Origin of the sequence: Paraburkholderia sp. BL25I1N1, assembly GCF_003002025.1 — a bacterium.
Lineage (GTDB): Bacteria > Pseudomonadota > Gammaproteobacteria > Burkholderiales > Burkholderiaceae > Paraburkholderia.
Genome location: NZ_PVZB01000007.1, coordinates 13,665 through 38,658 on the forward strand (window position 1 = coordinate 13,665; position 24,994 = coordinate 38,658).

22 protein-coding genes are annotated in these 24,994 nt (G+C 61.8%); 6 read left to right on the forward strand and 16 right to left on the reverse strand.

Annotation, left to right across the window (positions count from 1 at the left end; translation table 11 throughout):
• Positions 1–249: 249 nt before the first annotated feature.
• From B0G73_RS12075 to B0G73_RS12090, 4 genes are read right to left on the reverse strand one after another with little or no spacing between them, the layout of a single operon-like run.
• Positions 250–1,116: a hypothetical protein gene (locus B0G73_RS12075; protein WP_181196534.1), complete on the reverse strand. Its 867-nt coding sequence runs from the start codon at positions 1,114–1,116 to the stop codon at positions 250–252.
• Complete coding sequence (locus B0G73_RS12080) at positions 1,029–1,523, reverse strand: hypothetical protein (RefSeq protein WP_106280967.1); 495 nt, start codon at positions 1,521–1,523, stop codon at positions 1,029–1,031. Before B0G73_RS12080 ends, B0G73_RS12075 begins: the two co-directional genes overlap by 88 nt.
• A gap of 5 nt (positions 1,524–1,528) precedes the next feature.
• Positions 1,529–4,249: a hypothetical protein gene (locus B0G73_RS12085; RefSeq protein ID WP_106280969.1), complete on the reverse strand. Its 2,721-nt coding sequence runs from the start codon at positions 4,247–4,249 to the stop codon at positions 1,529–1,531.
• A gap of 53 nt (positions 4,250–4,302) precedes the next feature.
• The gene (locus tag B0G73_RS12090; RefSeq protein ID WP_106280971.1) at positions 4,303–6,825 is read right to left on the reverse strand and encodes a type VI secretion system Vgr family protein; all 2,523 of its coding nucleotides are present in this window, start codon (positions 6,823–6,825) and stop codon (positions 4,303–4,305) included.
• A 237-nt stretch (positions 6,826–7,062) separates the two neighbouring features.
• Here B0G73_RS12090 and B0G73_RS12095 point away from each other — a divergent pair, with 237 nt between their 5' ends.
• Entirely contained in the window at positions 7,063–7,512 is a 450-nt protein-coding gene (locus B0G73_RS12095) for a hypothetical protein (protein WP_106280973.1), read from the forward strand.
• 147 nt (positions 7,513–7,659) lie between these two features.
• Positions 7,660–7,920: a hypothetical protein gene (locus B0G73_RS40460; protein WP_181196535.1), complete on the forward strand. Its 261-nt coding sequence runs from the start codon at positions 7,660–7,662 to the stop codon at positions 7,918–7,920.
• Between the two features lie 209 nt (positions 7,921–8,129).
• Here B0G73_RS40460 and B0G73_RS12105 read toward each other — a convergent pair whose 3' ends face one another.
• The 4 genes from B0G73_RS12105 to B0G73_RS12120 are packed head-to-tail and all read right to left on the reverse strand — an operon-like array spanning position 8,130 to position 11,705.
• A complete protein-coding gene (locus B0G73_RS12105) occupies positions 8,130–8,603 on the reverse strand; it encodes a TrbG/VirB9 family P-type conjugative transfer protein (RefSeq protein WP_106281399.1) in 474 nt (157 codons plus the stop codon).
• Positions 8,600–9,934, reverse strand: coding sequence for a TrbI/VirB10 family protein (locus B0G73_RS12110; protein WP_106280975.1), 1,335 nt, complete (start codon positions 9,932–9,934; stop codon positions 8,600–8,602). The genes B0G73_RS12105 and B0G73_RS12110 overlap by 4 nt, the downstream gene beginning before the upstream one ends.
• Before the next feature lie 2 nt (positions 9,935–9,936).
• Complete coding sequence (locus B0G73_RS12115; protein WP_106280977.1) at positions 9,937–10,962, reverse strand: TrbG/VirB9 family P-type conjugative transfer protein; 1,026 nt, start codon at positions 10,960–10,962, stop codon at positions 9,937–9,939.
• Complete coding sequence (locus tag B0G73_RS12120; RefSeq protein ID WP_106280979.1) at positions 10,959–11,705, reverse strand: VirB8/TrbF family protein; 747 nt, start codon at positions 11,703–11,705, stop codon at positions 10,959–10,961. Before B0G73_RS12120 ends, B0G73_RS12115 begins: the two co-directional genes overlap by 4 nt.
• Positions 11,706–11,780: 75 nt before the next feature.
• Between B0G73_RS12120 and B0G73_RS12125 the strand changes: the two genes are divergently transcribed.
• Positions 11,781–12,053 carry a hypothetical protein gene (locus B0G73_RS12125; RefSeq protein ID WP_106280981.1) on the forward strand — a complete coding sequence of 91 codons (273 nt, stop codon included), beginning with the start codon at positions 11,781–11,783 and terminating at the stop codon, positions 12,051–12,053.
• A gap of 2 nt (positions 12,054–12,055) precedes the next feature.
• On the opposite strand, the gene B0G73_RS12130 is transcribed toward B0G73_RS12125, so the two are convergent.
• From B0G73_RS12130 to B0G73_RS12165, 8 genes are read right to left on the reverse strand one after another with little or no spacing between them, the layout of a single operon-like run.
• Positions 12,056–13,084 carry a type IV secretion system protein gene (locus B0G73_RS12130; RefSeq protein ID WP_106280983.1) on the reverse strand — a complete coding sequence of 343 codons (1,029 nt, stop codon included), beginning with the start codon at positions 13,082–13,084 and terminating at the stop codon, positions 12,056–12,058.
• A gap of 29 nt (positions 13,085–13,113) precedes the next feature.
• Positions 13,114–13,398, reverse strand: a complete 285-nt coding sequence (locus B0G73_RS12135; RefSeq protein WP_106280985.1) for a hypothetical protein — start codon at positions 13,396–13,398, stop codon at positions 13,114–13,116.
• Positions 13,399–13,409: 11 nt separating this feature from the next.
• Positions 13,410–14,213 (reverse strand): conjugal transfer protein TrbJ, encoded by an 804-nt coding sequence (locus tag B0G73_RS12140; protein ID WP_258193285.1) that lies wholly within the window; start codon positions 14,211–14,213, stop codon positions 13,410–13,412.
• Positions 14,206–16,884 carry a VirB4 family type IV secretion system protein gene (locus B0G73_RS12145; protein WP_106280987.1) on the reverse strand — a complete coding sequence of 893 codons (2,679 nt, stop codon included), beginning with the start codon at positions 16,882–16,884 and terminating at the stop codon, positions 14,206–14,208. Before B0G73_RS12145 ends, B0G73_RS12140 begins: the two co-directional genes overlap by 8 nt.
• Positions 16,878–17,270 (reverse strand): VirB3 family type IV secretion system protein, encoded by a 393-nt coding sequence (locus tag B0G73_RS12150; protein ID WP_258193286.1) that lies wholly within the window; start codon positions 17,268–17,270, stop codon positions 16,878–16,880. The genes B0G73_RS12145 and B0G73_RS12150 overlap by 7 nt, the downstream gene beginning before the upstream one ends.
• A gap of 11 nt (positions 17,271–17,281) precedes the next feature.
• Positions 17,282–17,704 (reverse strand): hypothetical protein, encoded by a 423-nt coding sequence (locus B0G73_RS12155; protein WP_106280992.1) that lies wholly within the window; start codon positions 17,702–17,704, stop codon positions 17,282–17,284.
• On the reverse strand, positions 17,697–18,746 hold the full coding sequence (locus B0G73_RS12160) for a CpaF family protein (RefSeq protein WP_106281403.1): 1,050 nt from the start codon (positions 18,744–18,746) through the stop codon (positions 17,697–17,699). The genes B0G73_RS12155 and B0G73_RS12160 overlap by 8 nt, the downstream gene beginning before the upstream one ends.
• The gene (locus B0G73_RS12165; protein ID WP_106280993.1) at positions 18,743–19,273 is read right to left on the reverse strand and encodes a lytic transglycosylase domain-containing protein; all 531 of its coding nucleotides are present in this window, start codon (positions 19,271–19,273) and stop codon (positions 18,743–18,745) included. Before B0G73_RS12165 ends, B0G73_RS12160 begins: the two co-directional genes overlap by 4 nt.
• A 649-nt stretch (positions 19,274–19,922) precedes the next feature.
• On the opposite strand from B0G73_RS12165, the gene mobH reads away from it, so the two are divergent.
• The 3 genes from mobH to B0G73_RS12180 are packed head-to-tail and all read left to right on the forward strand — an operon-like array spanning position 19,923 to position 24,964.
• Positions 19,923–22,079, forward strand: coding sequence for a MobH family relaxase (gene mobH / locus B0G73_RS12170; protein ID WP_106280995.1), 2,157 nt, complete (start codon positions 19,923–19,925; stop codon positions 22,077–22,079).
• 22 nt (positions 22,080–22,101) lie between these two features.
• Positions 22,102–24,249 (forward strand): type IV conjugative transfer system coupling protein TraD, encoded by a 2,148-nt coding sequence (gene traD, locus B0G73_RS12175; protein ID WP_106280997.1) that lies wholly within the window; start codon positions 22,102–22,104, stop codon positions 24,247–24,249.
• Between the two features lie 16 nt (positions 24,250–24,265).
• Positions 24,266–24,964: a DUF4400 domain-containing protein gene (locus B0G73_RS12180; RefSeq protein ID WP_106280999.1), complete on the forward strand. Its 699-nt coding sequence runs from the start codon at positions 24,266–24,268 to the stop codon at positions 24,962–24,964.
• The last annotated feature ends 30 nt before the right edge of the window (positions 24,965–24,994 follow it).

Consider the following 24,994-nt stretch of genomic DNA (forward strand, 5'->3'; position numbering starts at 1 on the left):
GCCGAGACAACGATGCGGCGACTTGCAACACTACACGGATCGAGTCGGATACAAACGAGGTGTGAAGTCCGCGGGACTATCGATCAACCCTCCAGTCATTGACTGCTCGGGTTGAGCCAGCCTGCTTCCGACGCGGGCTATGCAAGCGGAAAACGAGTCGGCAGACTACCCAATTACACGGTCGCAAAACAAGGATCAAAATTTGTTGGGGTGAATTGCCCCACTCCACGCGTGTTTATCGATTTGCCATCAAGGCAATCCATACTCCGCAGCCTGCTTTCCATCCTTGAACGCACTAACCGCTTGCGCACTCAACCGGATTGGCGCAAAACACGCTGCTTCCACATAGGCCGTATCGAAGTAAAACTGCAGACTCCCGTCTGTCCGTAAGGCCAACGTAAGCGCCTTCGACATCAGATACTCGTCATTAAACGTCGACGCATCAAGGCAATCGGGTTTCCCAGCATTGATCCGCTTGAGCTCATCCATGACGGGAACAACCGATTCCTTGGTCAGAAACAGGCTACCGCTATCGCGATGTCCTACTGCATACACCTCGTTCAGATCGAATCGCTTGCCATATTTGATGCGATATGAAATGCCATACCGGTACGCGTTAGGATGCGCGCCGTCGCACTGCGAACTCCCGGTCACTTCGAATCCAACGATGCTCGGCGTCTCAACCGTCTTCTTTATATCGGCATGATATTGCGCCGTTGCGCCCATGCCACTCGCGTTGTCTGCACATTCCTTCGCGTCCTTAAGAATGCCGGCGCGCAACGATCGTAACGAAGCGTCCAGCGGCGCAGTGTGCTGCTTCAGCGACGGTATCGCCGATACTGACGCATTCATACCGTCGGCCTGGGCAAAAGGAGCGAGCGAAGCGAGCACAACAGTCAGAGACGTGGCTATAAGGTTTCGACAATTCACGAGATGTCCGGATCTCTGGCTGGGGATCAAAAACGAATGGACATCTTCGTCGAGCGGCACCCTATGAATTGCCGCAATTGCGCCTTTGAACATCACATTCAGTGCAAATCGACCTTCGTCACGGGCGCCTCGTTGACTCCGTCGAAAATCTTGTTCGAAAAGCTCTTGTATCTTGAAGCTTGACATTCTTTGTCGAAAATTATCTTCCCATTTTTCGATACATAGAGCTCACCCGGCGAGACCGAGGACACGACATACGTGTACGGTTCCTTCGAGAACTTCAAATGCAGGCCACGAATACTTCCTTCGGAGACGTCGGTGATCTTGACCGTATTGGCAGGGGGGACTTTCTCGCGCGGAAATGCGAAGGCATCGTCTTTGACACCGTATCGGTATTGCACATAGCCCCGATTGGGGGCGGTGTTAGCCTTTGCGCAGACGGAAACGGTCTTCCCGTTCTCCAGCGGACAACTGAAATAGACCTCCTCGCCTTCGTTGCAAAGCGTCTGTTCGTCCTGCGACGACTGAGTCTGCGCATTCGCCACGTCATATTTAACGAGGGACAACAAAACAATCGTGAAAAATCCTGCCATACGTATCACTTCAATCCCTCCCAATTATGAATCGAGGCGAAATTATTCCGCCGGTCAACGATGTCGTTCATGTTCTCCTGGCTGATCGGGTGACCTGGATGATGCGCGAAAAGCCCAGGATTGATCGCTCGGGTGATGTTGTCAACGTCGTCCTCGGTCGCCCCGTGATCGGCCGTTTCGTACATCCTGTTGTTGATCCAATATGCAGCAGCAGATCTCACTGCATACTTGACCTCGCCGACAAGCGCATAATCGGCCAGGAAATCCAGATTCGCCTCGCTGGGCCAGCCACCTGAGTTGTGCTGGTGCCATTCGGAAAATTTCTGGTACTGCGTACGGCCTGTAATCTGGATCAAGCCTCTCCCACGGTATTTCCATCCATCCCCGCTCGCAATGTCTCCGTTGCCATTTCTATTCGCATACGCACGATTGGCGATGGCCTGTTCATTGGCAGGATGCTGGGAAGTACGCCCATACAATTCGGATTCGTCGGTATGTTGCTGGAAATACGAGAATTTTTGCCGCAACCGGTCAGGCGGATAGTTCAGGCTTTCGCCATCATGAACAGCCAAAGACGGGCCCGCCTCGCGTCGGATTTGCGCGAAGAAGTGTTCCCGTCTGAGTGGTTTGTCGAGCTTGAACAAATTGATATTGGCGTTCAATTCCGCGATGGCTGCTTGCAATGGCGCAACGTTTGCACTCGGGAAGATGTGCTGCATCATTGCCAGCGTGAACTGAAAACCGTAGCGGTAAAAATTGGCTACCAGCCCAACCGGATGCATATGGTAGACATTCGCGCTCGCTGGCGTTACGCCGGCCGTCCCCGACCAGAACCTGAGTTCTTCAATCCGCTTTTTCTCCGCTTGCCACACAGGCAACCCCGCATGCATATGCGAATCGAGTGCATCCCACTTGCTCATCTCACCGCCCCATTCGCTTTCATATCGCACGATCAGATGATCGATGCGATCCGCCAGCCACGGTTTGCCGAGCGCCAATTGTAGTTCGCGCGCAGTGATCCTCCCGTCCTTTTGCTCCTGGCTATCGATGGAGTCTTCCAGCTTCTTGATGGTTTCATCGGAGCGCGCGCTGTCGAACGAATCTTCGAAACGCGCGATCTCGTCGGGCGTGCCGTTATCGGCGATGTACAACGCGCGCTCGAACATGACCGAAACCGATGCGTCAAGATTCGCGACGTCGAAACCAGGCCAGTCCCAAGGGGTTTTGAGTTCAACTAGCGGATGTCCGTGATCGCACACCCAGCCATCGATCTGTCCGTCATTCTCGTCGGCAATGCTGACCGCGTACCACGTCTTGTTTTCTGCTTCAGCGCACTGTGGGGCCGAGCCGGTGGCGACCACGCGAGGCCATGCTGCGGCCTGGCCGCCTGTCGATTGCACGCGCAGGGGGAACTGACTCCACGCCTGACGATCGCCGCTGCCCTGCAAATCCGCGAGCGCAATCCAGAGCGGTGCCTGACCGCTGAGCGGATGCCCAGCAGCATCGAGTTTCACGACTTTGCACCATGGACCGCTGCCGGGCGAGCCCAACGCCGCTTTGATGTTAGTGCCAGCGGGAATCGACGTATCGGCAGAAGCTGGTTGCACCAACTTTGCGCCTTTCGAAATCAGCAGCAACGTACGCGATTTCGCATCGAGTTGTTGTGCTCGGGTTCGGCTACGCGAGATGAACGCATTCAGATCGTCTCCCGTGAACACCTCCACATGGAGCAGGGGACGTTCGCCGAGTTTGGGAGGCATCGTGTGGTGCGCGCGCGCCTCCACAAGTCGCTGATATTCACCGATCCAGGCAACAGTCTCCCCCGCCGCGATTCTGTGGGGCTTGGGCAAGATATAAATCTGGTCGACCGCCGATGGCTTGCTTTCCTTATCCATCTCGCCGACATAAACCCAACCCACGACTGCGCTCGCATTGAGCGTTTCCCCTTGCTTGTAAGGCTGCGCCGCGCCGGCGACGAAGTTGGAAATCTTGCCCCATGCGCCGTGCTTTTGCCCGATCTTGATTTTCGTGTCTTGCGGCAGCCATCCGATCACAGCGGCGTGCCCCGAATGCGAAGCGCGCACGCGCAAACCCGCAGTCGTGCTGTCGGGCTGGCCCGTCGCCTTCAATTGCGGGTCATGGGCGTTCGTCCCCACGACATACGTTTCCGTAGCGCCGTAGTAGGCAGGCAGCGTTTTTGCCGGGCCATTCGGTTGCGCGCCTGGGCCGTAGCCTTCCAGCGGCAGCGTGTGCATGTAGAGGCTGAAGAACGTCAGCACATCCTGGGCGGGCGGCGTAGTGTTCTGCGCAGCAGGGGGTGTCGTTGCCGGTGGGTTCTGCGGCTGGGCGTTGCCATTCGTCGGCTGTGGGAGGGGCGCAGGGAGAACGAGCCGATGGCGCACCAGCGTGAATCCCTTCGAGTAGCCCGCCTTGATCGCGTCCGGGTAAGCGACTTCCTGGAGCTTTTCATCCAGACGGAACGCGACGACCTCGCCGTCCGCGATGCATCTCACGCCGCCATCCTGCTGGAACTTGCCTGCGGTCTGTGCACCGAAATGAATGCCGCCGTGCCAGAGACCATTGGCACCGAGCGGATAAAAGCCGTCCTCGGCCACCGCGAGCGCCTGGAGATAATCCTCTGGCGCGAAGGTGATGTTCGTGGTCTTCAGAGGAAAGGGATATACCCAACTCTCGACCTTTGACGGCTGTTCCTGTTGTTGCGCCACGCGCTATCCTTTGTTCAAGTTGCTGTTGCAGACTGTTTCGAACGCCGACGCCGTTACCCGGAAAAATCCACCGCGCGGCGCGGCACGCTGTCGGTCCACGACGGAAACTTTTCATCGATCCGGGTCGGGCCGTTGAAGCTGTGCTGCGCACCCTTAACGTCGATTTTGCCCGGAGCGTGAATCTCGATGTTGCCGTCCTTGATGCGGATATAGGCGCCCCCAGAGATCAACAGAATTTCACCCTTGGCGATAGCCTGAATCTGCTCGGTCGCTGAAACGAGCTTGACGCTCTTCTGCGCGGTGAGCTCGATGTTGTCGTTGTGCGCCTGGATCTCCACCTTTCCTTTCGCTGCAAAGAGTTTCATTCCGGCGTTCTGGACGAACAGGCTCAGTTTCTGCGTGACGCTCGCGATCAGCGATTTGCCAGTTGCGATGTGTGTGCTCTGTCCGCTCACGAGGTTGGTCTGTGCATCGCTGGCGATGTGCACGGACTGCTGCGTGGACATGGCGATACCGGAGGGGCTACCGAACAGCATGACGGGTTCCTTGAAAGCATTTGCGTTCCCGGTTCCGCCGCCAGCTGTATTTCCGCCCGACGACGAACCCGACACGCTGTTCTGGGTCGCGTCCGTGTATGACTTCAGCGAGTCATAGCCATCCTTGAGGCTTTCTGCCTGATGCGTCGTGCTGGCGTTCGACATCGCTTCCAGCACGCTTTCCGAATTCACTAACTGCGAGGTCGCTTGCCGTGCATCCAGCGGCTGGCTGGTCGCCGGATAGGTGGTGACATACAAGCCCTGGCCCGCTCGCACTGCACCGTAGGCGTCAGACTTCAGATCGAAGCCGCTGCCCAGGTATGATCCCCGCGTGTTGCCGCTCTGGTCAATCAGGTAACCCAGATGCAATTGCGAATTGCTGCTCGTGGAATATAGATGAACGCGGTTCTGCCCCGTCGAGTCATCCATCACCATCTGGTTGTAGCCGCTACCCTGATATTCCTTGGACTTGTAGCCAGAGAGCAACCCGTTGGAATGCCAGTGCGGTTGTGTCGCGCCGTTATAGACGCGGCCGGTGACTAGCGGCCTGTCGCAATCGCCGTCAACCCAGTTAATCAGGACCTCTTCGCCGACTCTTGGAACATGCACACCGCCATATCCGCCCCCGGTATCGGACATGGCAACCCGCACCCAGCATGATGCTTTTTCATCGCTTTCATTGAGTCGGTCCCAATGAAAGCGGACCTTGATGCGATTGAGTTGATCGGTATAGACCTCTTCGTTAGCCGGACCGACGACAATTGCCGACTGCAGATGCATTGATGGCTTGTGATGGGCAAGCGGACTACGATACGGCACGATCTTGCGTTGCGCCTCAATTTCGACGAGGAAGAAGCCTTCACTGCCGTCGGCGTGCGTGACCGACAGTGGATTGGCCGGTGCTGCTTGATTTGCGCGGATCGTAGCCAGCTCGTTTTTCAGGCTGTGCGGGAAATCGGCGGCCTGACTGGAAACCGGCAGGTTGTTTTCAATGAACCATGCCGCCTCGATAATGGCGAACTGCCGGTTCTGCCCGCTATCCGTGGCGTGGTCGGGGTGATCATCCAGTTCGAACCAGCGACCGGCGTCCATCCGCCGAACACTGCCGGAACCGTAAAAGCGCTTCGCCCGCGATTCCCATTCTTCCAGGCGGATTTTTGAGAGGGCATCACCCCGGTCCTGGCTGCCGTAGGTGTAGGCACCCGTGTATTCGTATACTTCGGCTTGCTGGGGTAGATTTCCCTGTGTGGGAAGCGTCGGGATGTTGGTGCCTTTCGGATTGGCGGACGAAGCCGGTGCCTTGTAATCGAAGGTGCGGGTCGTGAGCGTCGTGCTTTGAAGTGTTCTTGTGCCCGACCACTGCACCAGGGCATCAGTTTCGCTATCCGTGCCGGCGCGATAGAACTCGACGGTCTGGGGCGAAAGCGGCTGGAATGTATCCAGGCTGTCTGTGACGACAAGGGTATGCGACTTGCCGTCGCCGGCTTGATCGAAGTGGCCGAGCAGCCCCTCGCTTTCCATCAGCCGGTGGACGAAACTCCAGTCGTCCTCGTACTGCATGCAGAATGAGCGAGGCGGGAGGGGCTTGCTCAACGCAAAGCGAAATGCCCCCTGGGCCTGCGGGTGCATGTTGAATACATCAGTCAGGATTTCGTCGGCCGGTCTGTCCTGCCAGATGCGTGCATCCTTACGAAAGCGCAGGAAGTGCATCCACGATGCAAAGCCGATCTGATAGCTCGTGAGACCGCTATCCGACCCAAGACGGCGGGCGGTATGCACGTAACCGTGGTGAGGCAGATAGGACTTGTCGGTCTGCTGGATCCACAGCGTGATGGGCTGGGCAATCAGGGTTTTGAGTTCGATCGTACCCGAGGTGGAAACAACATCCGCTGTGAAATCGTAATGGCGGCCAATCCGTGAATGACCGACAACCCGCTGCGGAAGTAGAATATTATTATCCAGCGAACTATCCAGTTTCAGCAGGCGGTCACTCTGGACGAGTCCGCCAGTTATTGCCCCGATTATGTCCTGCGCTCCCATACCGCCTCTTCTTGTTAGCCGATTGAGCCGACGCGCCCTGCGCGATTCTACAAAAGTTCAGATCAATCGGCCAGCTAGCCAATATCAGCAAATGTAAAGCGGCATTCATTTGCACAATGCCGATATGCGTTCGGCATATTGGTAAATTTTGTCATACGGGCTTTCTGATAATTTTCCGGATATCCAGACAGATTACGATTGCGGTTTTAAAACGGTAACAACCAGAAAGCACAATTCATGTCACAGAATCGCAAGAGGCGGCCCGCAGGGAATCAGTCGGGTAGAAAACCGCTCGGCAAGACCATGCTATTGCCGCACACGGCTGCCTTTGTGCGCGAACAGTCGCTGCACTGGCACCTCGCGCTCGCAGCGTTTCGGGTTGGAAAAGGCAACGGCGATCTGCTGGCAGAACTGGTCAAGGCGCTTTATCTCGCCTGGTATCTTCAGGAGGCTGGGTTCGGTGCAGCGGAGCGTGAGCTTTATCTTGATGCAGAACGCATTCTGGATGCTACGGCGAGAAAGGCGAGCAAAAACATCTGGCTCATCGAAGCAGCCGACTGCTTACCAATTACCGGAATTCTCGACTTGCACGAACAGCTGCTGCTGTCTGCCCCGGTGTATGCAGTCGGCGAAGCCCAGCAGCGTATGCTGCGTTTCGGAAAGAGCGACAAGCGGTCACCGTGGTGACCTTTCAGCTTTTCCTGAGATGCGCGTCATTGAGCGCCGAGTGCCTTGGAGGCACCAGCCGGTCAAACGCATCCGTGATGCTTTAAAAAGCTTTAAAATACCGAAGTCCCGCGTGGTTCTGATCGGTGCCGCGCGATCAGGGACTGGTTGGCTCACGCAAGCGCCGACAGCGCGCTGTCTTTGTCCGCCGAGGGCTTTCGAAGGGCGGCTCGCCCCGAAAATGCGCTTGAGAAGCTCCTTTATCGACGCGACGTCCATGTTCAGAGCCACCTCGATCACAATTGCTTCTACCTCCGTGAAGAGATCGCAGTGCCACTGGAATACGACGTGTCGACCAACAATGCCGCACTGAACAAGGAGCTGGTGTTAGGCGGCGCTGGCATTGGTGCGTTACCGCTGACGCGATGATCGGCGAGGAGCTGGACGATGGCCGGCTGGTCCGGCTGCTGCCCGGTTTCTAGCTCACGAACGGGCAGGTCGAACTGAAGCTCGCGTATCGCGACCGGAGCCTTATGACGGGCGAAGGTCCGGGCGTCGCCGACTATGCGACATCATACTTCGAAGCCCGTGCACTGCCCAAAGGTAGACGTCATTGCCTAGCTGCGCGTAGGCGTGGCCTACCGGTTATTGGACGGAGGTTCTGTGTCGTGGGTTGCGGCTCGGTCTGTATGCGAAGACCTTATGGCAGATGTCTCTGTTTTCGGGCGGGCTGTACCGTAGTGTGCAGCCCCTGGAGGCCCATCCGGTATGGCGCGTGTAGCGCGCGCAATCTGGCCCGCGGCGCGGAAAACCAGTGCAGGTTTCATCTGGTCGACGACGACATAGGGCGGGTCGGGACGCCAGCGCAGGAGCGCAAGGCCACCCGGTGTGTCGGCGAAAATGGCCGGCACATGTCTGGGATCGTCGAACTGCAGGTAGATTTTCTGCCCATCATCGAACACCTGATAAGGCCTGATATCGGTGGCACCGCCCAGATGCCAGTCGAAGTCATAGACGGGCCCTGTCAGCGGCGGCTCGGCGCAGGCCGACTGCAACATGCAACTGGCAACGAGCAGTGGGGCAGAGAGCAGGACGGAGGTGGAATGTTTCATCGATTGCAACTCCCGTCAGTGACGTTGGGTGGCAGCATCATGTCCCGCTGTGTGATGAACGTGATGCGTTGACCGGGCTCCAGCTTCAGGGTCGGCTGGATGTTCATGTTGCGCTGGAGAATGGTCTGGGTCGTTTGCGACAGGGACTGTGCTGCCGCTTCCGACAGATCGGTCGACGCGCCTCCGTTGATGTTGATCGTGGTGCCGCTCTGTTGACTCTGGTTGTGGCCGAGCCAGGCAGCGACACCGGCGATCAGGAAGGTCGACCCAAAAATTTTGAAGAAGTGGTTGTTGACCTCGGCGGTGGCGCCCGCTTCGCCGTCAGGGTCGTTGCCCGTGAGCCCGTCGAGACGCATGGTCGCGTGCCGGAAGATCATCCGGGTGGCAGCCATGAGCATCAGATCCTGTCCGATCGCGACGTCGTTGTTTGTCCGACCGAGAATCCGCGTGCCCTTCGGGATCAGCTTGCAGCTGCCATCGATACTGTCGTAGATGTCGCGATCGACCATCGCACGGAAGCTGCCTGGCATATCGCTTTTCGCGCCCTGCAGGATCACCGTGGGAATCGGTGTGCCGCCCATCACCATATACGGCGAATCGATGGGGACTGGGACCAGCGGCTTCGCATCGTCAGTCGCGTCGCCCTGTTGTCTGACCCAGTCGGCGTTGCGCCGGTCGGTGGCGCTCGATACATTAGCGGACGAGAGACCTGACGCGGTCGTCTCCGAGGAACCACCCGGTGATGGGCTGCCTGGCGCTGCCTGCAAGCCGGAAAGTTGCGCCAGGCTGCCCGCGATTCGATCGGGCGACAGCCCATTCCCCGCGGACGGGTTGCCGTCGCCTCCGCCCGTGTCCTCGTAAGCGACGAGCGACTGGCTCTGCATGGCTTCGATCTGCCGTTGCAGTGCGAGTCGACCGGCGTCGCGATCGGGGATGCCTGGGCCAGACGTCCGGTAGTTTCGGGGCAGCGGGCCGGAATCGTCTCCGGGCACGCCCTTGGGGATGCCGTCGAGCGGTGTGCCGCCGAGCGGTGCGCTGGCTGCCGACGCGGCATCGCCCGCGCGTGCCAGTGCCAGGTTCCGCTGGTCTTCTAGTCGCTTGCGGATCGCATCCGGTGAGGCCTTCGGTTGCCGCGCGTCCGCCTCAATCTGCTCGCGCTCGCGCCGCTCGGCCGCGGTCTCGTGCGGATGGGACAGCGCGTGCACCAGGACGATCGCGAGCAGTGCGGAGCACAGCGCGATGAGCAGCGTTTTCGCGAGATTCCGGCGGATGCGTGTGAGCCTGGCTGGCTCAGGCGTAAGCGGGGCGCCGCTTTTTTCCGGGGCAGCCATGTTCACGGTTTCCCGTAGATGTTCTTCATGCGGGCCGAATCACAGCCGAACAGTCCGCAGCCTTTGCCCCGACCGTTAAAAACCCGTACTTCCTCTTTGCCGCGTTTGAGCAGCAGGCCGTATGGGGCGATCTGCTGCACTTCGAACAGGTCGTTGCCGAGCGGCACGAAGCTGGCGATCTCAGCATGGCCCTTGTCGTCCATCAGCAGGATCGCGGGCAGTTCGGCGTGGTGGGGAAACTGCAGATACGTGAGCCTTCCATCGTCAAAAACGGTCACTGGCGTGAACGGTGCATCTCCCTCCAGGCGATAGTCGAAGTTCGTCTGGTCGAGTGCGATGCGCGGGCCGCCTGAGCGCCCATCGCCAGGTGACCCCGCCTGCGCGCTACCGTTCGCCTGTTCGCCCGTGCTTTGCGCAGGAGCGTTGCCCGGGTACTCGATGCCGAAGGGCGACACCTGTCCCGCTGTCATTTGCGCATCGGTATCGAGGTAGTGCCACGAGACGCGGTGATAGACCGTCCCATTGTCCGATGAGCGCAGGTCCAGTTCGTAGCGCCGGCGCGACGTGATGATCGTCGCGGCATTGTCGAGCCCGGGCAGGCGTGCCTCGATGAACACGTCGCGCCTGGTGAGCGCCGTATGCTCGAGCCAGCGCTTGCCCGTATCGGACAGGTAGACGCCGGTGACTTCCTCGTCGGGGCCGAACACCAAGTGCGTTTCCTCGTTGGTGCGCACAAGTACGGGATAGAGGTAGTCCGGGTCATAGTCGTAGACGACGAGCGACGAATCGTCGGGCGCCGGATATGGACCGTTGATGTGCGCACGGGACGCGGGCACGTGTCCGGCGCGGGGCCGCGGCGTCGGCGTGCGTACGGCATCCTCCGGGGGCTGCGTCGGGACAGTCGTTACCATACTTGCGGGCAGTGGCGCAGACGGCGCAGGCGATGGTGCTGCGCCCTGGGCCTGGGCCGTCGCGGCGCACATCGCAAGGAGCACCGTGACACACGCAGTCGGAAGAAGAAGCTTCATTGCGTGGCTCCGGGATTGACACCCAGATAGGGTGTAAGGCTGAAGTGGGTGATACGAAGCCCGATCGGGTTGTCCTTTTCCTCGCCGGGCTTCAGCGTCTCGGGTGCGAGCAGGAAGCTGACCGTGAGCAGCATCTGTTTCGGGCGGGACGGTTTGCCGTTTACGCTCTCAATCAACGTGACGATCAGGTAGGCGACCTGTCTATCGGGTGAGAACGAGGTGGAGTTCTCAATGAATTCGCGGGTGAGGCCGGGCGTCTGCACGACGCGCTGCGCGACCGGATCGGTCACGGTAACGTACGTTTCCAGCTCTTGCGTGGCGGCGCCCGACGTCCAGCCGAATGCGGCCGGGATCTGGCGCGTGAGCGTGTCCTGACTGTCCGCTTCGATCGTAAAGACGCGCGAGGCCCATTTCACGAGGAAATAGCGCTTGTTCGCCGCGGTGACCGAATAGGTTTCGGCGTACCGGTCCGAGACCCATACGGCGCCACTCTTCTCGTCGTGTTCGACAAAATACGGACGCGGGCCGCTGTGCGCGCTCTGCACGATCAGTGCAACGCATTCACCGGCAGCGATCAGCGCGAACGCGGCGGCCACCTTGATTGCGAGCCGCTTTTCCCAGAGGGGGCGCTGGAAGGCTGCAAACCAGGCTGTTACCGCTTCGGTAGTATGCGGTGGCGACGGAAGGTCGGCGGCGGGCGTCTGGGTGCCGGAAGGCGAGCGGAAGGGCAAGTGTTTGCGCATGGCTCAACCCTTCCGGCAGCAGCATGCGCTCGGTGCTACACTGAGACCCAATTCACCTGCTGCAAGGGTGCAGCTATGGCAAAGCTCAAGATCATCCTGCTGTATTTCGTGCTGCCGGTCCTGCTGTTCGGGGCGTTCGTCCTGTACCAGGTTGGCGCGCAGCATTTCGGCGTGGCGATGTTGCTCGCAGGGGCGGTCGTGTTCATCGTCTGGTCGTGGGTCAAGAGCACACCCAAGGATATGGACGAATCCTTGCGTGATGCGGCGGCCCGCAGACGGCAAGCAGACTCTGACTGGAACTCGTACTACTCGATTCGTCAGATCGAGAAACGTCGTCATCGCCATTGACCTCATTGCAGGAACCTTGGGGTTATCCGCTTTCCAATAGCTCCTTTCCCGAAGCCGCCAAGATTGCCGGCGCCACCGCCTGAAACCAGGCCTTTTGCGATGTCCGGCACCTGCCACATCATGAAAGCCCCGACGCCGCATACGAGTGCGAGCGCCAGCATCGCGAGGTAGCTTGTCGCGTAGTACGCGTCGCTATTCGTGCCGTTCTGCGTGGCGCTCTGTTGCACGAGACTCTGGATGCCCGGCAACACGCCGCTATAGACGATCGCCATCATCAGCCACGCGACGACCTTGAAGAGCCCTGCGGAAATCGTGAACCGCAGCCAGCCATCGAAGAGGAATTCGCCGGCGGGCAGGACGTACCAAGGGATGAGCACGGGCCCGAGGCAGAAGGCGATGTCGAGCAGAAACGAGCCGAACTGCACAACCACCAGGAAGATCAGCGTCATCAGCGTGATTGCGATAACCGCGAGCGCCTTCGCCAGAAACGCGAGCAGGATCAGCGGCAGGTTCCTGACCAGCGTCCAGATGGAACTCAACCCCGCCGAATTCGCCCCGGCATCGCTCGCGGTCCCGCATTCCTGATGCTCCGAGTTCGGGATCACCACACCATCGGGCGTCACGTCCGGCACCTGCTCGCAGACCTGGGCCGCTTCAGTCCGCACGCCCTGCATGATGGTCGACGCGGCGTTGACCAGCGCTCGCAGCAGGTCGCCGGGGTTGCCTTCGCCACCGGACACGCGCGAGGCCATGGTCTGCATGTTGTCGACGAAGTAGTCATGCACCGTGCCGGACCATGCCGTGAGCATCACGAGGATGACGGCGCATTTGATCAGGTGGCGGAACATGTTCGCGAAGAAGCCGGGGAAGTCCCCTTCGAGCAGCCACAGGAACACGTGCCATGTCGCCATGACGAGGCCAAGCGCGGCGAGCAGGTCAATGCCGTCGGACAGGAAGAGCGTCTGCAGGCTCGTGCCCTTCGCCTGCATCGCGGCGAAGAGGGCGTTGAGCACGGAGATGACGTCGTTCATAACCTCGTCCAGTTGAAAATGGGATGCCGCTACCGCAGACCGCCCGCAAGGCGCAACAGCCCGAGCAGCAGGGCGAGCGGCAGTGCGATCCAGGCCCCCGCAAAAACCTGCGGATTTTCAGCGCGCACCACCAGCAGCCCGACGAGGAGCGACAGCCGGACGCTACGGGTGATGCGCCTGTCGAACGTCCAGGCCGGATCCCGCTGATCGAACGGAATAACGCTGCGGAGCCGATATTCACGGATGGCGTGCAGCACCACACGCAGCTCGGCGCGTGTCGTACACAGGTGGCGGATCAGCCAGCGCAACAGCACGACCGCATCTCCTACTGGTCCTGCAACAGGTCGAAGTCGGGCGCGCCCTGTGTCGTCTGCTGCTCCTGCTGGTTGACCTGGCTGAGCGCCGCGGCGCGCGCGGCGGCGAGCCTGGCCGCGTTACCCTGAGCCTGCGATTGTGCGATGTGGTCCTGCATCTGCTGCGCGACCTGCCGCTGCATGAGCGCATGCAGATCGACCATCTCGCCAGCGAGCACGTTCGACTGCTGGTTCAGCATCTGCAGGCCCTGTACGGCGCCCGTGACGTTCGGAATCTGCGACTGGATCTGCTGCAGGTTCTGCGCGCGGTCGGCGAGCGTGTCGAGGTTCTGCATGTCCTGCGTCAGTTGCTGCTGGTAGATACCGCCGCGCGTGGACGCCAGCGACGTGTAAGCCGACAACCACTGGGCAGGCGACATGCCCGTCGTATTCATCTCGGTGAGGCTGCGGCCGAAGAGGCTGTTCGTGGCGCTCGCCGCCTGCTCAAGTTGCGTGATGGCCGTGGAGAGTGACTGGAAGTTCGTGATCTGCGTGCGGTACGGGGCGAGGGTCTGGTCGATCAGCGACGCTGGAACCTGCTTCAGGTTCTGGGCCATCGTGACGTACTGCTGCAGGCGGGTGATCTGTGCCTGAACGTTCTGCTCCACCATCTGCGCCTGCTGGGCGACCGACGAAGCGAGCTCGGCGTGGTTCAACAACTGCGTGATTTCTGTCGCGCCGCCCGTCATCCCGCCGCCGGCGCAAACAGTGCCCGTGTGAAAGACCAGGGCGAGGGCAGCGGCCATGCCGGCTCGACGAAGTACGGGCTCACGCATGATGGGCCTCCGGTCCGGCCAATGCCGTCGTGTCCATGCTGGACTGTGCCATGGCCTCCTCGATGTAGTGTGCCTTCCAGTCCGGATGACCGGAATGCAGGTGCCGGTCGAACATCAGCTGCGCGCTCAACTCCGACCGGAGGATGGCGATTGATGCCGGATCGAGCGGCACCGAAATTCGGCGCGATGCACCGCCCTGTTCGGTAATGAAGTAGTCCCGCTTCGCGATGAGCTGCTGGATCGTGCGGATCTGTCCGTCGGAAAGACCGAAATCGCGCTGATAGGCGGTTTTCGCAGACGGCGTGAAATTCTCGACCGGCACGAATACGCGTACGAGCACGTTGTCGCGGATCTGCGGCCAGATTTTCGAAGTCGAGACCTGCTCGGGTGACTGCGCATCCATCCAGACGCAGCCGAGCTTCTTGCGCATCGTGACGATCCAGTTGCCGATCTGCGCGGCGAACGCGTCATCGTCGAGCAGGTTCCAGATCTCGGGCAGCATTACGAGCGTCGGGCCGATCACGCCCCTGGCGCGTCGCTGTTCCATCGAATCCTGGATGCGGTACGTCACATACGACAGGAACGGCCGCGCGATCACAGGGTTCGCGAGAATCCGGTCGGTCGCCATCGACACCCATCGCGTGTCGTCGAAACTGTCGTTAAGGTTGTCGAAGTAATGCGCGTGTACGGCGGAGCCCACCCACAGGGCCAGCTCGTCGGCAAGCGGCCCCGCAGGTAGCGACGCGTGGACGGTGCGCAGCCGCCACAGGCGCCGGTCGCTCCGGCTGCGCGTCGCGGCGAGCGCCTTCTCCAGTTCGCGGCGGTCGCCCGCGGTCGCGCGATAGGTGCCGCGCTGGTGCGCCAGCATCACGATCCATTCGGCCAGGAACTCGATGTGGCGCGGGTCCGCGAGCAACACGAGCGGGTTCATTTGCGCCTGCTCGTCAAACGAAGCGCCGGCTGCGCCATGATCGAACTGCAGGTAGCGGCCGCCCTGAAGGATCGTCGGGATGCGCATCGATAGGTCCTTGTCGAATCCGTACAGCCAGGCGTTCGGGTACTTGCGAAAGAGCGTCGCGCACAGCAGCATGAAGATCGTCTTGCCGAATCCGGTGCGGCCACAGACCAGCATGTGGCCGACATCGGCGAGGAAGGCGGTGAACCAGTAGGGCGTGCCGAACTCGGTCGGAAACGCGGCGAGCGCCGGGCAGCGCGTGCCGGTTTCCTTCGTCAGGTGCGCGTTGATCGGGTGCCCTTCGGAGACACCGCGCAGCGGCAGCAGGCGGGCAAGCGCTGCGGTATCGATGAACGACCAGCGCGCGCATTCGCGCCACATGCCGGGGATGCTCGTCGCGAAGGCCGAGAACGCGTGAAGCGTTTCGCGCACGGGCGCGAAGTGCGCGGCTCGCAGCGCTTCCTCGACGGCGCGGTGGGTCATGACCACCTGCGCCCACGCGGCTTCGACGGCCGTGCCCTCATTGAACGGTGCCGTCTCGAAAACGGGCGAGAAGGAAAGCGCGGACAGGTTGTAGTACCCGTACATCTCCTCGGCCATCTCGACCTTGCCTACGCGCCGGTTCGCGTCGTCTGCAGCGGCGGAGCGAGACTGGTTCTGTCGCGCGCCGGACGTGTCGCCACCGCGTAGCGTAGCGGCGAGCAGTGAGCGCGTATCGAGCCGGCGGCCCTCATGATAGCGGCGCACGCTGTCGATGAAACGCATCGCGGCGGTGGGCGTGGTGAGACGGAAGCAGTGGCTGACCGTGAGTTCCCCCGGCACCTTCAGCAGGCCGTCCAGGCTTGTGGGCAACACCGTGTCTGGCCAGAAGTCGCGGCGGGTAGGAATTCCCGCCGCGATAGCGAAGCGCTGGCGGCCATGCGAATAGAAGTGCAGGTAGTCGTGACCTGGCCGGACCTCCGTATCGCACATCGCGAGGTCGAGTGCGGGGATGTCCGGTATGGGCACGGCCGATACATGATCGCTCGGCGGGGAGCAGCACGCGTGCATAAACGCACCAAGTGCAGGACCACTCAGGCGTCGGCAGGCCAGGCGCGGGTTGCTCGCGACGAAGCCGAACAGGATGTTCTCAAAGGTCTCGACGACGGCGGCCAGCTCTGACGCCGTATAGGCGAACAGGTACTGGTCGGAGAACGTGCCGCGCACGGCCTGCATCAGCGACTCTGCGATAGACAGCCCGTCATGTGTCATGCCGTGCGTGATCTTGCCGGCGAACCGGTCGATGCCGATGTCCGGGGCCAGCGTGAACGTCACGAAATGACGGTTCGTGTAATTGGCGTCGCGCTCGAACGTCTCGCGCCGGGCATCGTCGACCCGTTGCGCCACCGGGTCTGGCATCGGTACGGTGAGATAGCGCGCGCTGCGGCGGCGCTGAATCGTCCACCACATCGTGACGGGCCGGCGGGCGATGTCACGCAGTGACGTGATCAGGTTCTCCATCAGTTCGAGGAGATGGCCGGTGGACAACGCGTCGGCATCCGGTCCGGAGAACTCATAGCTCGCCATCACCGACGAGTCCTTGTTGACGATGAGCGTGTCGCTAAAGCGAAAGAGCCACGGCACCATCTCGGCGGTGGAGCGGCGATCGCCATCGGTGCGCTGCGCGACCTGTGCGAGCGACTCGGCGTCAAACGGCGAGCGGGTGGGCTTTAGCACGGCATCCCCCGGGCGAAGCCTTTCGGGCGGGCATTGATCTTCTGGCGCAGCAGCTGACGCGGCTCGTAGTAGTCGCCCTGCCGGCTGTATTTCACATAGCAGCGGATCTGGTCGGGATCGCGCCGCACGGCGAGCCACAATACGGGATGCGTGACCAGCACCGCGAGCAGTACCCAGCCGTTGCGCAGGCCTGCGGCGAACGTGATGCCGATGGCACCCTGCGCGATGCACCATTTGCGGTCGATGCCGAATAGCAGGAACTGTTCGAGCATGGTTTTTCGAACGCGCGCGGCGAGTGGGTCAAGTGGGTCAAGTGGATCCAGCGGATCGACAGAGCCGACGGAGCCGACGGATGCGTCACGTGCGTCGGGGTGATGCGTATCCATGCCGGACCTCTTCAAATGGTGCCCGTGCAGGCAGCGCCGTGGTTGAACACCTGCGCCCACAGCAGCGGCATGTTCAGGATTGCGAGCGTGCCGAGCACGCCGCGTAGCACATGCGTCTTGATGTTGCTGCGACCATCGTCGAGCAGCCACAGCACGATCGAGCCGACGAGCGCCGAGAGCGACACGACCTCGAGCAGCTCGTTATCGAGCACGTCCTGGTAGACGGTGCACAGCCCGCCGTTCCAGATGCCCGCGTGCGCGATGGTCGGAACTAATACGAGCCAGAAGGCCGCGAAGAACAGGCGCAGTGCACTGTGATGACGGGTCACAACGGTTCGCCACACGTCGCGCAGATCCGCACAACGGTTGCGAAGCGCGGTGATGAAGAGACGCGCGGCGCGGAGCCACCGGCCCCGTTGACGTGAATCATGCATGGGCCAGCTCCTCGTGGGAGGCGAAGCGGGAAAAGAGGCACCGGGTCTGATAGCGGCCGTCCCCGGCACAGAGCACCTCGCGGATTTCGACCGGGCCGCGCATCGCGCCCTGGCGTTCTGCATGCACGAAGAACCGGAATGTGGAGGCGATCTTCTGGCGTAGGTCGTCAATCGACAGGAGCCGCCCTTCGTCGCTCATGCGGATGAGCGACTCCAGCCGCGCGGGGGCGGTGTCGGATGAGTCGGCATGGAACGAGACGATCGAGCCGGGGTGCCCGGTGTTGAGTGCTTCGATCAGGTCGAAGGCTTCGGCGCCACGGACCTCGCCGACGATGATGCGGTCAGGGCGCACGCGCAGCGAAAAGCGCACAAGGTCGCGTATGGTGATGCCAAGATTGGTCTCGAACGCGACGTGATTGGGCGCGTGCACCTGCAGTTCGGCCGTGTCCTCGATCGTGATAACGCGGTCTTCCTGTGGCATCGCATCGATCATCGCGTTGAGCATCGTGGTCTTGCCGGATGAGGTGCCACCGGAGAACGCGACGTTGATCCGCTCGCGCATAACCCATTCAAAGAACTCGCGCAGCGCGGCGCCGCCCGATGCGAGACGGCCCAGTAGCGCGGCATTCCGGCGGCGCGCGGCGGGCGACTTCGTACCTGGCAGCACGTCGAATGCCCCGCTGTGCTCGTAGTCGGCGAGTCCGATGCGGCGGCGCGTGTGCTTGCGGATCGACATCATGTCGCCATGGACGGCCACAGGATGCCGGGCGGCGGCAATGCGCAGACCCGGCAATCGGGCATCCAGCAGCGGCGTCTGCTCCTTGGCATTCACGTTCGCGAGAATCGTGATGGCGCGATCCAGCGCATCCGGATCCAGGTCGCAGCCGGGGACGTAGGATACTTTCCCGTTGCGCTCAACGAAGATCGCATCGGCGCGGTTGATCATGATCTCCTGCACGTCCGGATCGGCGAGCATCGGTTGAAGCGGGCCGAGGTAGTCGTTCAGTACTTCGAGCGCGTATTCGTACGTGAGCCGGCTCATCGTCCAGCTCCCCATGTCGCGTCCCACCTGATCGGCCGGAACAGCTTCGCGATCAGCCCCGGGTCCTGCACCGCGAGCGGAGTGGCCGGCGCGGACGGCAGGGGCGGGGCCGTGTTGAGTGCGCGATAGACGCGGCGCGCGTAAGCAATGCGCTTCACGTGTGTGCCGGCGTTATAGGCGCCCACGGCATCCCACGTGAGGCCGAGATGGCGGAGGTTCTGCGACAGGACCCACGCGCCGACGTAGGCGTTGGTGCAGCGGTCATGGAGGGCCACACGCGAGATCCCGAAGCGCGAGAGCGTAGCGAGCCACCGGCTGTTGATCTGCATGAGGCCGATGTCGGTCGTGCCGTCTGCGTTCAGGTGGACGACATTCGCGCGCTGCCCGGATTCGATGGTGGCAATCGCGCGCACGAGCCGTGCGTTCACGTGATGAAACCGCGCGGCGTCGTCGATGCAGTCGGCCCGGGCCGTCGCGGCCGGGCCACAGAGCGCAGCACTAGCAAGAACGATCCCTGCACGCTTCACCTTGACCTCGTCTGTTCGTGGCCATGATCCGGTGACCACGACCTGGCCGCGCCAGCCATCAGGGAAAAAGGACCTGCCAGGCGCGGGGAGCACTCCGGCAGGCCAACAGCGCGCGTCGGCCCAGGGGGAGGACCGACGGGTTCACTGTAGGTAGCGAAGACGCGCGACTGGGCCGGATGCCTGCCCGTATTCGCAGTTGGGCGAGCAGGTTTTTCGGGGGCCGCATATCGGGCCGTTTCGCGTGGGGTCACCCGTCCGGCGCAATCCAAAGGCGTCCGCAGAAGGCTGCAATGGCAAGGGAATCAAAGGACGGCTCAAAGGGAAGGGCCCAATCCAAAGGCCGCGGGTGAAGCTGGGATGAGTCGCATCACCCGCTCAAAGGCGCAAACGGCGAAGGGCAAAAAAGGGGGAGCTGCAGCAACGGACAAAACGCCACGGCCTTTGCCGCAGAAGGCTGGGAAAGGACAGGCGGCGACGCGTAATCGGGGCCATCTGTCCAGCAGCATGACTGCGCGGCGCGGCACGTTCTCGTGCAGCCATTTGCGGCAGGCGGTCCGGGCAAGTGCGTACGGTTGAACCATGCGACGCGTTGAGTCGCGCGCCTCATGACGAGGTCAGTCCCATTCTCCCGTTCTGCTGGAAACCCCACATGGCTTTTGCCAATGCCCTTAACTGGTTGAAGTTGCCACGATCGTCGATGGAGCAGGCGGCGCGGGCGGTGCCACCGGCTGCGCCGCCCGCGCCGCCTGCCAGGCACAGCGTGCCGCCTTCGCCAAAGTATCTGCCGGTACTGGGATACCGTGAGCTGATTCAGCGAACCGGTGTGGAGGGGACAGTCCGGCGTATCGCCAGCAGTCTCGGCCTGTCGCCTGAGAGCGAGCAGCGTGACCTCGACCCATTGCTGCAGCGGCTCGCGGAATTTGTGCAGCTCCTGCCCGCGTCCGAGTCGCATCATCACGCGCAACCGGGCGGCCTGCTGATCCATCTGCTCGAGGCGGCGCGCTATGCGCTGCATTTCCATGAAGGGTACCGGCTGCCGCTCGGGGCGAGTCCCGAAGACCAGATGCAGCATGGAGCGCGGTGCAGTTATGCGGTTCTGGTCGCGGCGCTGCTGCACGACATCGGCAAGCCGCTCTCGGACCTGAAAGTCGAACTGGCCACCGGACATGACGTCCGTCCCTGGGTGCCGATGGCAGGCAGCATGAACGAGCAGGGTGGCGCGTGGTATTGCGTGGATTTCCCAGCGCCCGGAGAGCGCGACTACGGTGCCCATTCCCGTCTCGCCATCGTGCTGCTGCAGCGCCTCGTGCCACCGGCGTCGTTGAGCTGGCTGGCCCAGTATCCGCCCGTGCTGCAGGAACTGGCTGCATACCTGTCCGGAGAGGCCAGCTCGAAAGACAGCGCGCTCGCGAAGATCGTGGGTGACGCGGATCGCCGCTCGGTCGCGGAAAACTTGCTGGCCGGTCCCCGTACGCGTTTTGCCTCGGCGCGCGCGGTGCCGCTGATCGAGCGGCTGATGGAGGGGCTGCGACGGCTTCTGGCCGAGGGCGGTATGCCGCTCAACCGTGCGGGAGCCACCGGCTATTGCGACGGCGAATCGCTCTGGTGCGTGGCGAAAACGCTGGCCGAGGCCGTCCGGGCTTACCTCGCTTCGCATGAGCAGCAACAGAGCGGCGCGGCAGGGATTCCGGCGGACAATAACCGGCTCTTCGACACCTGGCAGGAATACGGTGCGCTTGTGCCTACGCCGGAAGGCGGTGCCATCTGGACGATCGCAGTCGCGATAGGCGCATGGAAGCAAACCTTCACGGTTCTGCGTTTTCCGCTTGATCGGCTCTACGCCGAATCTGCTCACTATCCGCGCGCGCTGCCTGCGGGCTCGGTTCAGACCATCGAAGTGGGCGCCGAGCGGACCCCGGCGGCTGAATGTGTCGACCGCGCTGATGACGGTGTATTGGACGCGCGCACAGAGCGTCACCGGGAAGGGCCGTCCCCGGTCGGGGACCCGGTGACGACGGCGGTAGATCAAAGCGTCGACGCGCCAGACGCCGCGGCGTCAACAGCGCGCGAAGAACCGGATCGACGGGATCGACATAAAGCGGACGATGACTCGCCTGCGTCGCAGGGGCGGGCCGCTTCTGATGCCGGTGCTTCGTCCATGAACGACGGCGAGCCGGCGTATCTGCCGGACGCAGAGAGCGCTGCCGTGCTCAATGACGAAGCGGTCGTGGCGCACGGCAAGGGCAACGACGATGCATCCATACCGGATCAGGTGAGTGCGCCGGTTCGCCCGCGCGAGAAGGGGCGGGTTCCGTCGCGATCCATTGCCGCTCGGGCGGGTGCCCGGCAGCTGCGGCCGAATGCGGAACGATTCATGGCCTGGGTGCAGGAGGGAGTTGCTACGGGCGGGTTGCCGTACAACGAATCGATGGCCCGTGTGCATTTTGTGCCGGAAGGCATGCTGCTTGTGACGCCGGCGATCTTCCGGGATTTCGCGCAGGCGCATCCCGACGCGATCGAGCAGACGCCCACCGAAGATGGACGGACCCCGGAGCCGTGGAAGCAGGTCCAGCGCGATTTCCAGAAATCCGGCTATCCGGTGACAGCCGATGCCGGCGGCGCAGGCCGGTCCTATCTGCTCCACTACACCATCAAGGGAGCCGGCGGTCGGCAGCTATCTGTGATGCTCGTTGCCGAGCCGGAGCGGTTCTTCAATCCCGTGCCACCGCCGAACGCGATGATCCAGTCGAAGCAGAAGACGGTCGCAACGGAAGAGGCGGATTTGCCTCAGTCGTCTGAGGTGTAATCGGGGCATCGGGACAACAGCGATGGCGTATCCGGTCGAGAATTTCTTTCGCAGGCCCGTCGAATTGCTGTCCTCCGTGGCTGCGCTCGCAGCGACCGGCATCCTTTGGTCACACGCGGCGCTCTTCCTTATCACGCCCGCCACGGGTGGCGTCACGACCCTTGCGCTCCTGTCACTGGCCTGCGTTCGCGGGCGACAGGCATGGCGGCTGATCCGTTTCCAGCGCAATCTCCGACGCCTACCGCAGTATGTGATCCCTGCCGGCGTTATCCCGTGCTCCAGCAAGGAGGTATTTCTCGGACGGGGTTTTCGATGGAGTGCCGTTCACACGCAGCGGTTGTATCAGGCACGTCTTCCCGAAAACCGGCGGCTACTCGCCCGCAATCAGCTATACGACGAAGCGCGAGATCACGAGCGGCGCCATCCGAACAGCCGGCTCGCGCGCACTACACGCCGGGAGGCATGGTGGAATCCCGTCGCCCCGTTGCCCCCGGTCGGCGGCGATCCTGCACTACATGGCGTCGAACCGGAAGAGAGCGATGTCTGGTTCGATCTCGGAGAGCGTGTCGGGCACATGGCGGTGCTTGGCACGACGCGCGTGGGCAAGACCCGGCTCTGTGAGGTACTGGTTGCTCAGGACATCCGTCGTGGCGACATCGTGATCGTGTTCGATCCGAAGGGCGACGTCGATCTGCTGCTGCGCATGTACGCCGAGGCAAAGCGCTGCGGGCGGGAAGCGGAATTTACGTTCTTCCACTTGGGCTATCCCGACAGGTCGGCCCGCTACAGTCCAATTGGCACCTATTCGCGGATTACCGAGGTGGCGACGCGCATTGCCGGCAACCTGCCGAAGGAGGGCCAGTCCGCTGCATTTCGCGACTTTGTCTGGCGCTTCGTGAACGTGATGGCGCGGGCGATGAGTGCGCTCGGTATCCGTCCAACCTACGAGATGATCTATCAGAACGCGGTGAACATCGATGGGCTCGCGTTACGGTACTTCCGCTTCTGGCTCGATCGCAACCATCCGGGTTGGGAGGAGGGGCTGGAGCCGCTGGATAAGGAAGAGGCGAAGCAGGCGATGCGGCTGCAACGCAACCAGGAAGTCTTGCAGGTCGCGAACCTGATCCGGCAGCAGGGCTGGACCGATCCGATCGCCAATGGGCTGCTGTCGGTGATCAGCAACGAGCGCTCGTATTTCGACAAGCTGGTATCGTCGCTCTATCCGCTCCTGGAAAAGCTCACCACAGGCCGGACATCGGAACTCCTATCGCCCGATTACGGCGACCCTCATGATCCGCGTCCTGTGTTCGACTGGAACCGAGTGATGGACCGCGGCGGCATTGTGTATGTCGGCCTCGATGCTTTGTCGGACTTCGAGGTGGCTGGTGTGGTCGGCAACGCAATGTTCGCCGATCTGACGTCGACCGCGGGCCGCATCTACAAATATGGGCACGGTTATGGGCAGAGCACTGGCGGCGGTCGACGCCGCGTCTCAATCCATGCCGACGAGTTCAACGAACTGGTCGGCGACGAATTCGTGCCGATGGTCAACAAGGCGGGGGGCGCGGGTTACCAGGTCACCGCCTACACGCAGACGAGCGCCGACCTTGAGGCAAAGATTGGTTCACGCGCGAAGGCCGAGCAGATCTTCGGGAATTTCAACACGCTCGTGATGCTGCGCGTGAAGTACGTGACGACCGCGAAGATCCTGACCGACCAGCTTCCGATGATCGATGTGAAATCGCTCACGCTCGCCTCATCGGCGACGGACGCAGTACGGCGCGGCGAGGGCGTGCATTTCACGGCCCAGACACACGACCAGATTTCGGTGCGACAGGTGCCGATGCTGCAGGCGTCCGACCTGACGCAGTTGCCCAAGGGCCAAGCGTTTGCGCTCATTGAGGGCGGCCAACTCGTGAAGGTCCGGCTGCCGCTGCTCGACGCGCACGACCCAATCATGCTGCCTGGGCTGGACGATGTGGTGGCGGACATGCGGTCCCGCTATGCGTCCTACGTTCAGGCCGTGTCGCCATTTGATGACGCCGGCGGCGTGTCACCCGACGGCATCGGTGGCGCGGTGGGCAGCTTCATGCCGGTAGAGATGGGTGCCAACGACGCGGTATCGGTGTCCGAACCGTGGGCTGTTGAAGGCAAGGGCGCCGGATTCTGACGATATAGGAGCGATCATGGCCGCCAAGACGCGCGATGGCAATGCGGACGGAGTGAAGTCATTTTTCTGGGTCGTCGATCTGGCGATCCACGCGGCACTCTGGCTGCTACTCGCGAGCATTCTCGCGGTGCTGGCCGATCTCGCAGCGGCGCACTCATTGTGGCGCGATGATCCGCTGAGCGGGATGCAGGAGCTCTTGCGTTACTACCTGAACGAAACAACCGATCCCGGACTGGCTGAGCGGGCGGCAGACTCCGCGTACTGGTGCTGGTTCGGCTGGACTGGCATTGATGCGTCAGCGCGGGCATCGGAGGCAGGCGTCCTGACATCACAAGCTCTGGGTTCATTCCTGCGGCCGGCATTTTCCGGCGCGACGCGCGAGGCGCTCGTTGTGGCGATGTACGGCGTTAAGCTCTTCGGGGTTCGCATCGCAATGCTCATGATGACGGTCCCGCAGTTCGTGCTCGCGATTGCGGTTGCCCTCGCCGACGGTCTGGTTGCGCGGCACGTGAGACGCTCGCAGGGCGGACATGAGTCGGCGACGCGTTATCACCACGCGAAGCACTTGTTGACGTTCGGCGTCGTCCCGTTGACTGCAATCGTTTGGCTTCTGGCGCCGATACGTCTACCGATCCTCCTTCTGTTCTGGCCGGTCTCGATGATGATCGTGGTCGGAATATGGAACATGGCCAAGTACTTCAAGAAATACGCATAGGTCACAATTTGCCCTCCGATACTTCGGCCA

Bases quoted from the DNA above. Each gene is read 5' to 3' on its own strand.
- B0G73_RS12140 (WP_258193285.1), bottom strand. From the start codon at position 14,213: ATGCGTGAGCCCGTACTTCGTCGAGCCGGCATGGCCGCTGCCCTCGCC.
- B0G73_RS12115 (WP_106280977.1), bottom strand. From the start codon at position 10,962: ATGAAGCTTCTTCTTCCGACTGCGTGTGTCACGGTGCTCCTTGCGATG.
- B0G73_RS12120 (WP_106280979.1), bottom strand. From the start codon at position 11,705: ATGCGCAAACACTTGCCCTTCCGCTCGCCTTCCGGCACCCAGACGCCC.
- B0G73_RS12080 (WP_106280967.1), bottom strand. From the start codon at position 1,523: ATGGCAGGATTTTTCACGATTGTTTTGTTGTCCCTCGTTAAATATGAC.
- B0G73_RS12155 (WP_106280992.1), bottom strand. From the start codon at position 17,704: ATGCATGATTCACGTCAACGGGGCCGGTGGCTCCGCGCCGCGCGTCTC.
- B0G73_RS12110 (WP_106280975.1), bottom strand. From the start codon at position 9,934: ATGGCTGCCCCGGAAAAAAGCGGCGCCCCGCTTACGCCTGAGCCAGCC.
- mobH (WP_106280995.1), top strand. From the start codon at position 19,923: ATGGCTTTTGCCAATGCCCTTAACTGGTTGAAGTTGCCACGATCGTCG.
- B0G73_RS12105 (WP_106281399.1), bottom strand. From the start codon at position 8,603: ATGAAACATTCCACCTCCGTCCTGCTCTCTGCCCCACTGCTCGTTGCC.
- B0G73_RS12180 (WP_106280999.1), top strand. From the start codon at position 24,266: ATGGCCGCCAAGACGCGCGATGGCAATGCGGACGGAGTGAAGTCATTT.
- B0G73_RS12075 (WP_181196534.1), bottom strand. From the start codon at position 1,116: ATGTCAAGCTTCAAGATACAAGAGCTTTTCGAACAAGATTTTCGACGG.
- traD (WP_106280997.1), top strand. From the start codon at position 22,102: ATGGCGTATCCGGTCGAGAATTTCTTTCGCAGGCCCGTCGAATTGCTG.
- B0G73_RS12150 (WP_258193286.1), bottom strand. From the start codon at position 17,270: ATGGATACGCATCACCCCGACGCACGTGACGCATCCGTCGGCTCCGTC.
- B0G73_RS12095 (WP_106280973.1), top strand. From the start codon at position 7,063: ATGTCACAGAATCGCAAGAGGCGGCCCGCAGGGAATCAGTCGGGTAGA.
- B0G73_RS12090 (WP_106280971.1), bottom strand. From the start codon at position 6,825: ATGGGAGCGCAGGACATAATCGGGGCAATAACTGGCGGACTCGTCCAG.
- B0G73_RS12160 (WP_106281403.1), bottom strand. From the start codon at position 18,746: ATGAGCCGGCTCACGTACGAATACGCGCTCGAAGTACTGAACGACTAC.
- B0G73_RS12130 (WP_106280983.1), bottom strand. From the start codon at position 13,084: ATGAACGACGTCATCTCCGTGCTCAACGCCCTCTTCGCCGCGATGCAG.
- B0G73_RS12125 (WP_106280981.1), top strand. From the start codon at position 11,781: ATGGCAAAGCTCAAGATCATCCTGCTGTATTTCGTGCTGCCGGTCCTG.